This is a genomic window from Phaeodactylibacter sp., from assembly GCF_040219495.1.
Classification (GTDB): domain Bacteria; phylum Bacteroidota; class Bacteroidia; order Chitinophagales; family Saprospiraceae; genus Phaeodactylibacter.
In genome coordinates this window covers 24,853-41,698 of record NZ_JAVJSK010000026.1, presented here as the reverse complement: position 1 = coordinate 41,698, position 16,846 = coordinate 24,853, and the positions used below count along the sequence as shown (strand labels likewise).

At 51.1% G+C, this 16,846-nt stretch carries 4 protein-coding genes; 1 reads left to right on the top strand and 3 read right to left on the bottom strand.

The window, feature by feature from the left end; translation table 11 throughout:
• From RIC19_RS04335 to RIC19_RS04325, 3 genes are read right to left on the bottom strand one after another with little or no spacing between them, the layout of a single operon-like run.
• A complete protein-coding gene (locus RIC19_RS04335; RefSeq protein WP_350177065.1) occupies nucleotides 1-741 on the bottom strand; it encodes a TolC family protein in 741 nt (246 codons plus the stop codon).
• Complete coding sequence (locus RIC19_RS04330) at nucleotides 738-1,919, bottom strand: sugar transferase (protein WP_350177064.1); 1,182 nt, start codon at nucleotides 1,917-1,919, stop codon at nucleotides 738-740. The genes RIC19_RS04335 and RIC19_RS04330 overlap by 4 nt, the downstream gene beginning before the upstream one ends.
• Nucleotides 1,920-1,967: 48 nt before the next feature.
• Nucleotides 1,968-2,330, bottom strand: a complete 363-nt coding sequence (locus RIC19_RS04325; RefSeq protein ID WP_350177063.1) for a response regulator transcription factor — start codon at nucleotides 2,328-2,330, stop codon at nucleotides 1,968-1,970.
• Nucleotides 2,331-3,802: 1,472 nt separating this feature from the next.
• Between RIC19_RS04325 and RIC19_RS04320 the strand changes: the two genes are divergently transcribed.
• The gene (locus RIC19_RS04320) at nucleotides 3,803-16,312 is read left to right on the top strand and encodes a CLIPPER-2 domain-containing protein (RefSeq protein ID WP_350177062.1); all 12,510 of its coding nucleotides are present in this window, start codon (nucleotides 3,803-3,805) and stop codon (nucleotides 16,310-16,312) included.
• Nucleotides 16,313-16,846: the final 534 nt, after the last annotated feature.

Here is a 16,846-nt window from a genome sequence, read left to right as displayed (position 1 = left end):
TTACAGGTTTAATTTTACGCCTGTGGTTTCTTCCAACAGTAAATAAGCAGTAACGAATTCAATTTTTCGGGTTTCAAGTGCTTCCATGGTATTAATGAGCATATCCTGTACGCGGGTATAGTCCCCTATGGTGATGAGCCCGTCTGTGAACTCCCGTTCGGTTCGCCTGGCTTGTAAGCTGATGGTTTGCAAGCGGTTGTTGGAGATGAGCAGCAGCCGGTGAGCCTGTACCACAGCCTGATACTGTGCGATGACGAGTTTGCGCAACTCAATAGCCTGGAACTGCCGCCGGTAGCGGACTTGTTCCTGCTCTATTTTGGTGGCCTGAATTTCGTTACTCCGGTTGATAGGCGTGAACAGGGGCATCTTGAAAAAAGCGCCTACCGTATAGCGGTTCTGAGAAGAGGTGGTAGTAGCTACGCCCACGGGGGCATCCGGGTTGACAGTGAGGGCATCAAACTGCCCGTAGCTCCACCCCAGGTTGACACCCAGGTGCCGCATCCAGTCGCGCCGCTGCGATTGCTCAGCCAGTTTGGCTAGTACCAGGTTGGCATCCTGTTCTTTAAGGAGTGGAGAATATTGCTCTGCGGCCTGCAGTAGCGTGTCCAAAGGCGGAAGCCGTTCGGTGATGTCATTACTGGCCAGGCTCCGTTCGATAAAGGCTTGCTGGCCCTGGGCAAGCAAAGAGACTGGCCATACTAAACAGGTAATATAAAATAGTATTGCAGGGAGTCGAATCATACATTTTCCTTTTGAAAAACAGCAGGTATGGTCCGGAGAATAATCCACATGTCCTTCCAAAATGCATACTTGCTGTTGGCAATTTCCACGTATTTATTGTCTAGTTCCTTTCGTTCTTCCGGGGACATTTTGGAAGTGCGCCCACGAGCTTCCACCTGCCAAAGTCCGGTAATGCCTGCGGGCCCATTAAAGCGTTTAATCCAGTCATCGGTGGTCAGGAGTTCTGCCTCATAGAGGGGTAGGGGGCGGTTGCCGACTATGGACATATCTCCTTTCAGCACATTGATAAGCTGTGGGAGCTCGTCAATACTCAGCTTGCGGATGATATGCCCCACCTTAGTAATCCTGGGGTCATTATCAAACTTAACGAAAGCGCGGGCCTGCTCCTGTTTTTTACTCCGTAGGTGGGCCTGCTCATCCACGCTTATATCATCTCCGTACAGGGTAGCACCCCCAGAGGCGGCAACCTGTCGCTCCTGTGGCTCGGCAACTGTTTCCTTGTCCTCTTCCCCGCTGTTGTATTGATTGAGGTGCTGGAATTCCTTCAGGCGCTTATCTGCATCCGGGTACATGGAACGCAGTTTCAGGAAATTAAAAATTTTGTAGCCAGTCCCTACTCGTTTGGAAATATAATAGACCTTACCCCTGGACTCCAGCCGTATGGCCAGGATGGTGATTAGCAGCAGTGGAGAAAGGAGGAGCAGCGCCGTCAGGGCTACAAAAATATCAAAGGACCGTTTAAGGAAGCCAATTTTGTAATCTTCCAGTTGGGAATTGGCGGCAGGCTGCCCTGAAGTTGCAGTGCCCATGACGGCCTTCAGCTGGGCAAGCCGGCGTAGGCGGCCAAGTAGCTGCTCCGGGTCAATGGGCTTGGCATAGAAATCATCTACTTTAGCATCCATAGCTTCTTTAATGAGCTCTTTGGCCCGCTCCGGTGCGACTACGATGTAAGGGATTTTACGTTGCGGGTCAAAGTTCTGAACAAAGTATTTGTAATACCCCGGCCCGGTACGCCCGGGAAGTTGGTACTCTGCAATAATACCGTCAAGGTTTGGGCGGCTTTGCAGCCAGGCACTGGCACGCAGCGGGTTGGGCTCCTGATGGATCTCGAGCTCGTCTTCTTGTTGGAGTAAGGACTCGATTAGTCTGAGGTCATCGCCAATATAAAGCAGGTGCATAATTATCCGTTTGGGTTAATCAGGAAGGTTACGACTTGTAGGCCTGTGCTATTTCAGTGCCTTTTCAATCCGAATCAACAACTCCTCAGGGTTGAAGGGCTTCATCATATAGTCATCAGCACCTAACTTCAGGCATTTGATGCGGTCTTCGGAGCTGTCAAGACTACTGAGGATGATGATGGGCGTCTCTGAAAAGAAGCCACTCTCGCGTACGGCTTTGATCAACTCAAAGCCAGACATTTTCGGCATCTCCAGATCAGAAATGATCAGGTCTGGTAAGTTGCCATCTTGCAGATAAGTCATCGCTTCCACGCCATTGGATCTGGACTCTACCTCGTAGCTTTGCTTGAGCAGCTGTACAATAAGGTCACTGATTGATGATTTGTCATCTACAACAAGGATTTTTTTCATGGATTCCGGAAGTTGGTTGGTTAAGTGATAAATTCAAATCAGCACCACGGGCAATACCGGGTGCAAACGGAACAGTTCTGGGAGAAAAGTAATTAGTGGGTTGCTTATCGTTAATGGTTGCGAAGCCTGCCTGAAAGAACGTTCTTTCGGTGGCAGGTAGCTAGTTGATGTACAGGCTTTTGAGCCAATTTAGGTGTTCTGGAGGTGCTCGGGATTGCAAGGGTTTTTAAGGGCACCTCTGGTAAGTGTTGTTTTTGTGTCTTGAATTCCTGAATAAAAGGAAATTCTAAACTTTAAAGATAGCGATTAATCCTAATAAATACCGTTTTAGGGGTCACAAATATAGGAAAGTAACAAAAAAAGAAGAACAGGGAGGTTAAGGAATTCAAAGTATGAGAAAATAAAGTATATTTATTGTAGATAATGTTTTTAATGCTGTAAAACAGCAGCAAAAGATACTAAGGAATAAGAGCCAGGCTTTACTAGACTATAACCCTGTAATGATCCCTGACGCATCAAGCCTGGTTTCTCCCTTCGTGAGCTGCTTTTTGATCTGCCAGCCTCCATTTTCCCAAAAACAAACTTTTTGCGCCCAACCTGCGCCCGCTAGTGGGTTGTCTCGGAAGTCGTTGAACGTAAAGTTCAGCAACCCCGGGGCTTCAAAGCGTGGAAACAGGCTGTCAGCCCCCCTGCAATCGGTAGGCAGGAGCAGTTGGATAAAAGCTAGCTAGCCGAGGAAGCGAAAAGCCACTTGAGCGGGTCTAACAGTAGAGTGGTTTGTGCAGGCTTCCGGATAAGCGGCTGATCGTTCATTTGAGGAGCAGCAGCTTTTTTACCGTGCAGATTCTGGCTTTAAGGTCAGTACACCACATCAAGAAACGGTTTTTGGTGAACAATTTCACCTCCGCCGGGCAGCCCAATAGAGCTTGGGTTTGCCCGGTTTTTATCTAATGTTTTGATATTCAATAAATAACAATGTGTTTGAGTTACTTATAGATGTGTAAAGTCATTGCACATTTAGCTGCCGAAAAGTGGCGGAGTTTTAAATATTTCCTTATTTTTGTGACAACCAAACCGGATAGTCCTGTGCCGGTTCCGTAACCTACAATCGGATAGAATACCCCCCTGCCCCGAGCAGGATATTCTCGAAAAACTTAGATGTAAGCCCCGGCTCGCACCTAACCCCCTTTACAAACCTCTAAATTAAGTTTCCAGAGTGTGGTCATCGTATTGCGGTGAGCAAACACCGTTCAGTTATTTGTGTACTCATTTCCTCTTTTTTGCGTCTCAAACAAAAATTGGCGCAGATTTTGTTGTAATGATTTGTACAAGTACAGTGTCCATACGCCCCTGGATGTAGCCAAACGCACCTTGAAGGTAGCAGAGTAACTGCTTTTTCAGGATTTACGCACCGACAAGGTGGTTGAATGCTTCAACCAGCTTCTTTATCAGAGTATTCAAATTTTAATCACATGAGACATAGCTACACCAATTTCAATGTAGTGAAACGATTAACTGAAGTCATTAACAAGGCCCTGCTGGTACTCCTGCTTGGGGCCATTTCTTTTTCCGTAAATGCTCAAAACCCATGCAGCCTCTCCATCGATGAGGTTGTGGTAGACTGTGCATTCCAGGGCGGGAGCAGCACCTTTGATGTAACGGTGTCCTTTTCATGGGAGGGCGTCGCTGGTAATGAACTGGAAATTATTGTGGCAGGGCAATCTCAAACCTATGCCGTGAACACCAGCAGTGGTAGCGGTGAGCTAAATGGATTTACGCTCCCGGCACCAGGTGCGGGCTACCCGGTAATGCTCACGGCCGGAGCAACATGCCAGGTTCTTGAGGAGGTTGCGGCAGTGGCCTGTACTCCCCCCTGTGCCGGTGACCCTGATGAAATCGGCGGACTGGTTTGGGAAGACCTCAACTACGATGGAGCCTTGGGCGCAGAGCCGGGGCTGGCCAACATAAAGGTGGAAGCCTATGACTGCAACAACGAGCTGGCAGGCTCCGCTTATTCCAATGCAGATGGTGTTTGGTCTATTCCCGGACTGACAGCAGGGGAAGACTACCGCATTGAGCTCACCGCTCAAAATCTGCAGGGCGTGGGCTTTTCTATGGTTGGTGAAGATAATGTCTCTAATGTGCGGTTTGCACAGCCCGGCACTTGTACCATCATGGCTGGGTTTGTTCCGCAGATCATAGACGAAGACTGCGAAAACCCGGATAACTATGGCAACGCTTGTATCGAGAACTTTAATATCCTGGACTGGGCAGACTACGCAAATGGCACCAATCCATTCCTGCTCCCTCCTTATACTAAAGTTATTGATGGAGATGAGATATCCTGGTCCGTCACCTCAGCGGATGCAACACCCCTCACCCACCGGGTATACCACGAAGTACTGGGTGGTGATGAAGAATTTTACTCCCTGGAAATGGACGCAGACAGCCACGATGCCAATGACCCCAGAGATGTGGGGGTGGTATTCTCCTTTGACCGGCCTGTACAGCGGCTGATCTTCAAAGTGCTGGATATTGATATTACCGGGAATGCGATTGACCGGGTAGCCATACAGGGCTCCCTCGGCGGCGTGCCCGTTTCCATGGATATGGAAGATTCTTTCGTTGGAGTGCATGTCAATCAGCTCGGAGACGGGGTGTTCGAAGGCACAACAACCGTTAATGATGCGTCTACTTCTGGTAATGTGACGGTCCATTTTACAGATCCGGTGGACCAGGTCGCCATCAACTTTTCTGCTATCGGAGCCGCTGTTGATGACCCTGGCCTGCAAATGATCGGCCTCGGTAAAATACAGTGGTGCGAAGACCCCGTGCCCATCGCGCCTCAGTGTGCCCGCATCATGGATTGGCATCAGTTTGGAGACAATAATGCCAACCCTATGCCCATCGCGATGGCGGGTGCGGTACTGGATGTGATCAATGAAGACCCCGCAGGCATTGCAACGAATACCGCCTTTATGGTAGACACCGACTTGTCTCCACTGGGCGGTACCCGTGGCTTCTGGCCGTTGGGTATGGACGCCGGCTCTGTGGGCCAGTATGTGCAAAGCAGTTTCACCTTTGGCATACCAGTTGATGACCTGAGCTTCTCCATTCTCGGAATTGATCAGATGGCAGGCGCTTATCAGGATAAGGTAAGTGTGCATGGCTTTTACAATGGTACCGAAGTAGCCCTTTCCCTGAACGACGTGATGTCCTATTCAGGGATGTACAACAATCAGGTGGCACTGCTTAGCCCTAACGAGTACGAATCACAGGGGGTAATGCTCAATGCATCTGACCCCAGTGGTAACGTGTGGGTTCATTTTTCTGAAAAGGTCGACTCCGTAGTGGTCCGCCTTGAGGCCGGTGCACAAAGCCCGGGCAACCCCTCCGCTCAGATGGTAGGGGTGAGCGACTTTACGTTCTGCATTTGCCGCCCGGCACCGATTCAGCTCGGTGATTATGTATGGGGCGATAAGAATAAAAACGGCATTCAGGATGCCTGTGAGACTCCGCTTGCCGGTATGCCGATCAGCCTTTACGATGGCAGCGGCAACCTTCTGGCCGCCACTACTTCTGCTGCCGACGGGCACTACCACTTCACCAAGCATGGTACAACCGGCGAAAACTGGTTGCTGGAAACACAGGTATTGCCACAAACCCAGTATTATATCGTATTTGGAGATGATAGCAATAACCCGGAAAACCAATTCGTAGTCGCCAACGGAAGGATATTTGAAGCGACCGGCAAACTGGGTGGCTCTTCTTTGCACGATTCTAACCCGGACCCGGAAGCCTTGTCTGCCAATATGCCCGGGAGTATCCCCGATGGCCTGCCTTACTTCCTCTTCTCAACCGGAGAAGCCGGGTATATGAATGCCTCTCTTGATGCCGGTTTCCAGGAAGTACTCTTCGACCTGTCTCTCAAAAAAGAACTGGATACGGTACTGACCCCTCCGCCCTTCATTCCGGGGCAGCTGGTCAAGTACAACATCACAGTATACAATGAAGGTATGCTCAGCACTACCTTCCTGCGCGTAGTGGATTACGCACCCGCTGGCCTCAACCTTGAAGATGGGGGGGACTACCACGTTACCGGTAACCTCTTTGAGCTGCCGGACCTGGAGCCCGGAGACTCCGTATCCATGAGCGTAACGTACCGTATCGATAATGCATTTACCGGAGAAACGCTCGTCAATGCAGCGGAAATCGCCCAGGTGAATAATGCCATGGGGTATTCAGATACAGACTCCACTCCTGACTTTATCAATGGTAACGACAACGGGGAAGATGACTATAGCACCGCCTCTATTACGGTCAACGCGGCCCTGATCTTTGACCTTAGCCTCGAGAAAAAAGTCCTCGGTAACGGACCCTTCGAGCCAGGGCAGGATGTTACTTTTGAAATATCCGTCAAAAACGAAGGCATTCTCCTGGCAGAAGATGTTGTCATCCAGGACTATACCCCGCAGGGGCTTATTCTTAGCGATGCCGACTGGGAAAATGATAATGGCGTAGCAGTACTCAAAGAAGCAATTACTGAAATCGAAACCGGTCAAACGGCAACGGTACAGGTCACCTTCACCATTGATCCCTTCTTTACCGGCTCTTCTATCATCAATACCGCAGAAGTGTTTAGCTTTTACAACTTCCCGTGGACCGATGATCAGGACTCCTCACCAAACAACAACAACCCGGAAGAAGATGATCAGGACGAAGTACTGGTTATGGTGCAGCCTTCATTTGACCTGGCCCTGCACAAAAATCTAGTCAGCTTTGGGCCCTACGAGCCCGGTGACCTGGTAACTTTTGAGTTTGAAGTCACCAATCAGGGGTCTGTGATGGCGACCAGCGTACAGATCAACGAACAAATACCGGAAGGCCTGGTACTGGAAGATGCCGACTGGGAAATGGTGACCGCTGCCCGCGCTAACCTCATCGCCCCCATCCCGTTAGTCATGCCGGGGGCTACCGAAACGGTAGAAATTACCTTCCGTATTGAGAATGGATTCAGTGGCGTGAGCATTATCAATTATGGTGAAATCGGCACGTACGATGATATGAGCCTCAATCCGGATGCCGATTCTACACCCGGCAATGGCAGTACACAGGAAGACGATGATGATACCGCAGTGGTGACCGTACAGCAGCCTATGCCGGTATTCGACCTCTCCCTGACCAAGCAGGTCAATGAAGAAGTCAACCCGGGGCCATTCCTGCCCGGTCAGACTGTCGCGTTTGATATCACCGTGACCAATGAGGGCAACCTCACGGCTTCCGGTGTGCAAATTGTCGATTACATACCCAACTTCCTGACCCTAACCAGCAACGCCTGGATGCCCATTATGAACTCCGCTACCCTCATGCAGCCTATTGCGAGCATCGCTCCCGGCGAGTCGGTAACCCGGACCATCACCTTTATGATTGATGGCAATGCGCCCGAAGGTGCGATAGTCAATAATGCGGAAGTAGCAGCGGCCTCTAATGTTCTCGGTATGGCAGACACCGATTCGACGCCCTTTAACGGTATTAATGGAGAAGATGATTCGGATAATGCAGCGATTGAGATCAGCCCCGAGTTCGAAAACTTTGACCTGGAACTGGACAAATCCGTCAATGCATCCGTTACACCTGGGCCTTACGAGCCCGGTGATGCCATCACCTTCACCATTACAGTAGATAACAACGGTACGCTGGCTGCAGAGAACGTTCAAATTGAAGATACTTACCCGGCCAGCCTCATTCCCAATGACCCGAACTGGACATTCGATAACGGTACGGCTACCCTGAATACGCCTATTGCCAATATTCCGGTAGACGGCAGCGTCAGTGTAAACATTACCTTCACTATCAATACAGGTTTTACCGGCACTACGATTAATAACATCGCTGAAATTTTCAGCGTGAGCAATGCATCTCAATTGCCGGACGACGATTCTACACCTAACAACGGTGTAAGCGCGGAAGATGATCAGGACAATGCACTGATCTCGGTGGTGCAGAACTATGACCTGGCCCTGACCAAGACCATAGAGACGCCGGGCCCTTATGTAGCCGGGCAGTACGTGACTTACCATCTGAATGTGAGCAATCAGGGCAATATCACCGGAACGGATATTCAGCTTTATGATTACTATCCATTTAGCCACCTGACGCTGGCGGATAGCGACTGGGAGCCGGTACAGGGAAATATCCTGCGCCTAAAAACCCCGATTGCCAGCCTGGCACCGGGAGCATCGGTTTCCGTGCCTATTACCTTCCAGATTAAGGCTAATGTGGACTGTGGGGAAGTACTGACGAACTGTGCGGAAATCGCCGGCGACAGCACCCCTCAGCCCGATGTAGATTCTTACCCGGCTGACGGTAGCCACGATCAGGACGACGACGATGCGATAGACATCACCGTCAGTTGTGTGCAAAACTTTGACCTGGCACTGGAGAAAACCGTACTGGGCAGTAGCAACCTGTCACCGGGCTCGCCGGTTACCTTCCGCATCGCAGTGACGAATGAGGGCGGCCTGACTGCTCAGAATATCGAAATCGTTGATTATGTGCCTCAGGGCCTGGTTGTTATTGACCCGGACTGGACCAACAGCGGCGGTATTGCTTCGCTCAATACCAATATTGCCAGCCTTGCGCCTGGCGCCACGGTCACGGTAGATATTGATATGGCCGTTATTGCTTCCTTTGCCGGTGCTACAATCACCAACTATGCAGAGATCGCAGGGGCGACCAACAGCGGTGGGGTACAGGATTCGGACTCCACACCCGGCAACGGGGCTAATGCGCCCAACGAAGATGACTACGATGGAGCGATCATCAGCTTACAGCAGCAGACCTTTGATCTGGCACTGAGCAAATCGTTAAACTCCGTCGCCACGCCTGGCCCATTCGAGCCGGGTGACGAGGTTTCCTTCAATATTTCTATTACGAACCAGGGCAGTGTTACTGCTCAGAATATACAGCTTCGGGAGTACATTCCGGGTGGGCTTACCCTCATCGATCCGGCATGGAACGCAGTAGGGTCAGTGGCCGAATTGAATGTGCCGCTTACCAGTATCACCCCGGGCGCAACCACAACCATAAGTGTTGCCTTTGAAATCAATAGCAACTTTACAGGCACCTCGCTGACCAATTTTGCTGAAGTCGGCAGTGCCTTCAATACACTGGGTATTGATGATCAGGATTCTACACCCGGCAATGGCAGCATGGGGCCTGGTGAAGATGACTACGATGGCGCAACCATCTCCGTCCTGCAGCAAAACTTCGACCTGGCACTGTCCAAATCACTCAATACCAGTGCAACTCCTGGACCGTTCATGCCAGGTAGCCCGGTCACCTTTACCATTACGGTGACCAATCAGGGCAGCATGACCGCACAAACCATTCAGCTGCGCGACTACGTACCGCTTGGATTGGTGCTGGCAGATACCGACTGGAACCTCAACGGGTCTACGGCTATCTTCAATAATGCGATCACTAACCTGGCCCCCGGGCAGTCTGCTTCTGTGGATATCTCCTTTACCGTGTCCACAGCATTTACCGGTTCGGTGATCAATAACAACGCAGAAATTGGTGCCTTTACCAATGACTTGGGCATTGGGGACTCCGATTCCACCCCGGCTAACGGAGCTGCCGGCTCGGGTGAAGATGACTACGACAATGCGATCATTACCATTCTTGATGACGTTCAGGAGTTTGACCTGGCATTGACTAAAAACGTCAATACCAGCATTACTCCTGGTCCATTCCTGCCGGGCAGTACGGTCACCTTTAGCATCACCGTAACCAATGAGGGTGATATCAACGCCCAGAACGTGCAGGTCCGGGATTACATCCCACTAGGACTACAGCTGGCCGACAATACCTGGTCTCAGAACGGCTCATTTGCAGAGCTGTCGACTCCGATTGCCAGCCTGCCCGCAGGTGCTTCGGCGACCCGGAATATCACCTTTACCGTCTCCCCAAGCTTTACGGGTATTGGCATTACGAACTACGCTGAAATCAGTGCGGCTTCCAATACCAGCGGCTTTACAGATGTGGACTCTACGCCGGGCAACGCAAGTGCCGGTAGTGGAGAAGACGATTTTGACGGGGCCTTTATTAACGTTTCTCAGGAGGATGATCCGGTTTTTGACCTGTCTCTGGAGAAAGCCATTGATACCGATGCAACTCCTGGCCCTTATCAGCCAGGCAACCTGGTGACCTTTGTGATCACCGTGACGAACGAAGGCGATTTGACGGCGCAGAACATCGTCCTTAAGGATTATGTTCCGGCCGGACTGATCCCCGCTGATATCAACTGGTCACCACAGGGCGGCACGGTCGTGCTCAATACGCCTATTGCCACACTGGCACCGGGCAACTCGGCTTCCGTTACGGTCGACTTCGTTGTGAATCAGAACTTCCAGGGGTCGAGTGTGGTCAACTATGCCGAAATCCACTCTGCGACCAATGCACAGGGCATTCAGGATATTGACTCCACACCGAACAACGGCTTTGCCGGTTCTGCAGAAGATGATATCGATAGTGCCACCCTGACGGTGACGCAGCAGGACTTTGACCTGGCATTGATCAAGACTGTGGCTACTGTTGGGCCATTCGAGCCGGGCGACAACGTGACCTTCAACATCAACATCAGCAATCAGGGCAGTATCGGTGCTCAGTTTGTGGAAGTGCAGGACTTTATACCGGATGGACTGACACTGATTGATCCGGATTGGACAGAGAATAACGGTATCGCTACCCTTAACCAGCCTATCTTCTCCCTGTCAGCCGGGCAGACCACGATGGTCACTATTGACTTTGTGATTGACCCTGAATTTGACGGGGTTTCCATCGAGAACTTTGCTGAAATCCTCAGTGCGGTCAACCCGATCGGGCTTGGCGATGGCGACTCCACACCGGGTAACGGTGCTGCGGGAGGGAACGAAGATGATTACAGCAGTGCTGCCCTCATTGTAGATCAGACTCCGGAGGCAGCCTTTGACCTGGCGCTTACCAAAGTGGTCAGTAGCGCAGGCCCTTACACGATGGGCGGTGCCGTTACTTACAGCATCACCATTACCAATCAGGGGGACTTCCCGGCCTACAACGTGGAAATCACGGATTACATCCCAACCGGGCTCAACCTGACGGATACGGACTGGTCACAAGTCGGGTCTCAGGCCCGGTACACCATACCTGGCCCGATTGCGGCCCTGGGCGGTACGGAAACAGTGACCATCGACTTTGAGATCGATGCAGGATACATGGGCTCAGCCATTACCAACTACGCGGAAATCAGTGCTGCTGACGATGATAATGACCCCACGAATACCCCACCCACCGATGTGGACTCATTCTACGATTACATCCCGTCGAATGATGCTGGCGGCGCACCCAATACCGCTGCAGATAATGCCATCAATGGTAATGGTACAGGCGCACCGGGCAGTGGTATTGCTGCGACGGACGAAGATGACCATGACCCGGCCACCATCACGCTGAACAACTGCGATAACTTGTCGGCAGGTATTGGCACCTATCAACAGCTGTGCTTGTCTTGTACACCGGACGAAATCAACTACGACTTGTTTGGTGCCCTGGCGGGTACGCCAAGCCCGGGTGGTTTCTGGCAGGACCTGGACGGTGCGGGCGTGAGCCTCATCGATCCGGCCAATGTAGACTTTGCCGGTGTGCCGGAAGGCAGCTATGATTTCGTATATACAGTAGGCGGCATGGGTGTTTGCCCGCAGACTTCCGCTACCGTGACCATAGAGATTACAGACATTACTTCCTACGGGTGTAATGACCAGGTCAACGTGACTTTCGGTACAAGCTGTGAGATTTTGGTCACACCAGACATGATCCTGGAGGGCACACCCGATTGTATGGGCTCCCTGCAGGTTAATCTGATTAATGAAAATGGCGTACCGATTGGCAATACGATTACCGGCAATGAAGTCGGTCAATTGCTGATTGCGGAGGTGATTGACCCCTACTGCGGGCTGCTTTGCTGGGGCAACGTTTGGGTCACCGATGTGACGGCGCCTACTATTGTATGCCCAACGCAGGAAATCGATCTGATCTGCAGCGATTTTGATTTTGTGATGGACGCAGCGTCAAGCCTGCAGGACCTCGGCCAGCCTACCGTTCTCGACAATTGTGTGGACTACAATACCATCACTTTTACGGATGAGATGGTAATGGGGCTGCCTGATTGTGAGGGGCAGCGCATCAACCGGACCTTTACGGTAACCGACCCGGCCGGCAACTCAACTACCTGTGTGCAGGAGATTAACTTCCGCAACCTGTCCTTCAGTGATATTATGCAGCCAGACCCGGCACCGGTGGTGTCCTGTGATCAGCCATTTGATGCAGATCCGGTAACCGGTAACCCTACTGCAGATGTGACCGGCTCGCCGATGATTGATGGCTACTACAATGATTACTTCTTTAACGGTGCACTCTGTGACCTGGGCGCTGTCTTTGAAGACGGGCCACCTGTTCAGGTGTGCGACGGGACCATCAAGTTTGTCCGCGAGTGGACCATCATCGACTGGTGCCCGGGCGGAGGAGCCAACACAACGACTTTTAACCAGCTCATCAAGGTTGGTGATGACGAAGGGCCTTCAGTTACCCCACCGAATGTAGACAGCAATGGTGATGGCGACCTGGACCCACTGATTTACTCTACGGGCACCTTCGACTGTACCGCAGCGATTGTGGTCCCTGAACCAGACGTGGTCGATAATTGCTCCAGCTTCGAGATTGATACCGATATCCTCGTGGAGGAAATCGTGCCGGATTACAATCAGTTCGGTCAGCTGATCGGTTATGATACCGTACAAACCGTGTTTGCCTCTATTGGCCCGAACGACAGCCGCTTCATCACGGGTATTCCGATTGGCTGCCATACGTTCCGATACAAGGTGACAGACGACTGTAACAACTTCACGATTACAGACGCACCGTTTTGCATTGAGGACAATATCGAGCCCGTTGCTGTTTGTGATGATGATCTCAATATTTCGCTTGGTGGTAACGGTGCCGCACGTGTGTTTGCTACGGATATTGACGAAGGCAGCAGCGACAACTGTGGAATTGCTTCACTGGAGGTCCGCCGACTATACGAGTATGATCCGAATGATTGTAATGATGTAGCCGATTACTACTCCGACTGGGGCAACTTCGTAGACTTCTCCTGCTGCGATGCCGGTAGTATGGTGACCATTGAGCTTCGGGTAACCGATATCTACGGCAACCAGAATATCTGCTGGCTGGAAGTGATGATCGAAGACAAGATCAACCCGTTCTGTGTTGCACCAGATAATACGACCATCAGCTGTGCGGATATCCCAACCGGCTTTGATCCGGAAGACCCGCAGGCACTCGATGTACTGTTTGGTATACCTGGTGCTCAGGACGATTGCGGTGTGGCTTCTGTACAGGAGTTTACGCCGGAGTCTACGCTTGATGCCTGCGGATTCGGTACCATCATACGTACGTTTACCGCTTTTGATAATGCCGGTAACCAATCCACGAATACCTGTCAGCAGATCATCACGGTGACGGAGGAGTACGACTATACCATCAAGTTCCCTAAAGATGAAATCTCGAACTGCGGGGTTCCATCACCGGATACTATTTTGGTGAACGGGCAGGGGTGTGATATGCTGTCTGTGAGTGTGGTAGACGAATACTTCTACCCCAACGCAGGAGGCAATGATGCGTCTTGCTACAAGATCTTCCGCCGCTACCGGGTACAGAACATGTGCGAGTGGGACGGTATTTCCGGTCCATTCGTTGTGGGCCGTAATGAAGATTGTGATGGCACACCCGGAGACGAAGACGTTTGGGTGGTGCGCACACCGGGGATAAGCTATCTAGACCGGGACAACAATCCGAACAACAGCAATCCGGCCTTCGGTGTGAAGGGCACTTCCTGTGACGGGCAGACCAACCCGGCAGGCTACTGGCGCACAGTTTCATCCGTAGGCTACTGGGAATACACGCAGATCATTGAAGTGAGTGATACAGAGGCACCGGAAATTAGCTTCAGTGGCCCTCAGGAATACTGCAGCATCAATCAGGTGACCTGCAACGCTACGGTGCAGTTTCCGTTTACTATCGTGGAAAACTGCGACCCCAGCAACCTCAATATCACGGTTCAGCTGGATGCTGGTGCCGATGGTACTGTCGACTTTAATATCACCAACCAACTCAGCGGCTCTTATCCGAACTACGTGATTGGTGGAGAATACCCGATCGGTACCCACGAGTTCCGTGTGACGGTATCAGACGGTTGTGGTGGCAATACAGACTTTGCGGTACTGCCGTTTGAAGTCATTGATTGTGCACCGCCTACACTGACCTGCCTGAATGGTATCACCTTCAGCCTGCAGGAGCTGCCACCGAATACGGATATCGACGGTGATGGCGAAATCGATGCTTATGGTGCGGGTATCTGGGCCAATGACTTCCACATTAGCGAATCCGATTGCAGTGATGATACCATTGCCTTCTCGATTAACCTAGTAGGGGAGACTCCGAACTTCAACCAAACCTCCATCTATTTCACCTGTGATGATGTCGGTAACATACCGATCGAAGTGTACTTTTACGACAGTGCCTTTAATCCGAATGCCGTTCAGCCGGATGGCTCCGTTGGTGGGCCGAACTGGGATTTCTGCGAAACCTATGTGCTGATCACCGATCCGGAAGGTTTCTGTACGACCACACAGGCGGACCCTATGATGGCTGGCCTGATTTCACGGGAGAACGATGATGCCGTAGAAGCTGTAGAAGTGTCCCTGAGTGGTCAGATGAGCAGCTCTATGATGACCACTTCCAACGGTACCTACGAGTTTGCTGACCTGCCGATGGGGTATGACTATACTGTTACCCCGCTCCGTAATGATGAGCACCGCAACGGTATTTCTACCTTTGATCTGATTATCATTCAACAGCATCTGCTCGGCATTGCATCCCTGAGCAGCCCTTATAAGAGGATCGCAGCAGACGTCAACAGGACCAATTCCATTACCACACTGGATATGATTCAGATCCAGAAGTTGATTCTGGGAGAAATTCAGGAGTTTAACAATAATACCAGCTGGCGATTTGTAGACCGCAACTTCGTGTTCCCGGTACCTACAAACCCATGGTTCTCTTTATTCCCTGAGAGCATCTCGATCAACGACCTGGATGATGATGTGATGGCTAATGACTTCGTAGCCATTAAGGTGGGTGATGTGAACAATAGCGCGACGACAACTCTCTTTACCGGTATTGATGAGCGGAGTTTCCGTGGTGCTTTACAGTTGGAGACAGCAGAGCAACCGCTGCAAAAAGGTACGCAGGTGCGGGTACCCGTCAGTGCGCCTTCTGATGAACCAGTCTATGGTTACCAGTTCTCTATGAACTTCGATACAGAAGTGCTGGAACTTTCAGGAGTGGAATACGGTCTGGCGCAGGAAAACAGCCTGGGCTTGTATGATGCCGCGAATGGCTTGATTACAGCAAGCTGGTACGATGAGGAGCTGATGGCCGATGGTGGCACCACCGGTGGACCAGTACTGTTTACGCTGGTCTTTGATGTGGTTGGAGCTCAGGTACCTACGCTGAGTAAGGCACTTGAGGTCAACTCAAGTGTTACGCTGGCAGAGGCCTACAGCCGCGATGGGCGCCTTTTGGATGTCGACCTGAACTTTGTGCAGGGCGATGTAGCTCAGGCACCATTCCGCTTATACCAAAACCGGCCGAACCCCTTCCAGCGGGGCACCGTCATCGGGTTTGATTTGCCGGAAGCGGGCACAGCTGTGCTGCATATCTTCGACCTGAATGGACGATTGTTGAAGACCTACGAAGGAGACTACGCGGCGGGCTACAACGAGGTCCAATTGCAGCGGGATGAATTGCCGGCTACCGGCGTATTCTACTACCGCCTGCAAATGAACGGGCAAGTAGCGACCAGAAAGATGATTGTTCAGGACTAACCACCTGATAAAAACCCTGCCAGTGCCCAAAACGGAGCGCTGGCAGGGTTTTTTTATAAATCACAGCACAACTGCGTCAGATAAAAAGAGTATCTGTTGAATAATTAAGATGATTTTAGCATTTTTGTCATATCAAGGATGTATCAAAGTATTCTTGTTTCCCCATTGAGGTTCAAATGGTGTTGATATCTTAGTCACATCTACCTGATTAACGACGACCTTGAGTTCCCTGTTGGATAGTTCCGGAAGTGGCTAAACGTAAAAGGTTACTTCCAGGCGTGAAACACGCTGTATGATTTGGAACTAGGCGCACAGGCTATATTTTCTCCCTTCCCCATGGGTATCGTCCAGAGCACGGACAATAAGCACACACTTGGACAAATTCAGACACTAAAGGATGTTGCGGCCATCAGGCAGCCTATTGGCGCCATTGACGGTCTTAGGAGTGAGCACAGACAATAAAAGTGCATTACTTTTGACATAAAACAGAAAAGAATTTGTCATATATGTAATATTTTGCTAAACCAGTACCGC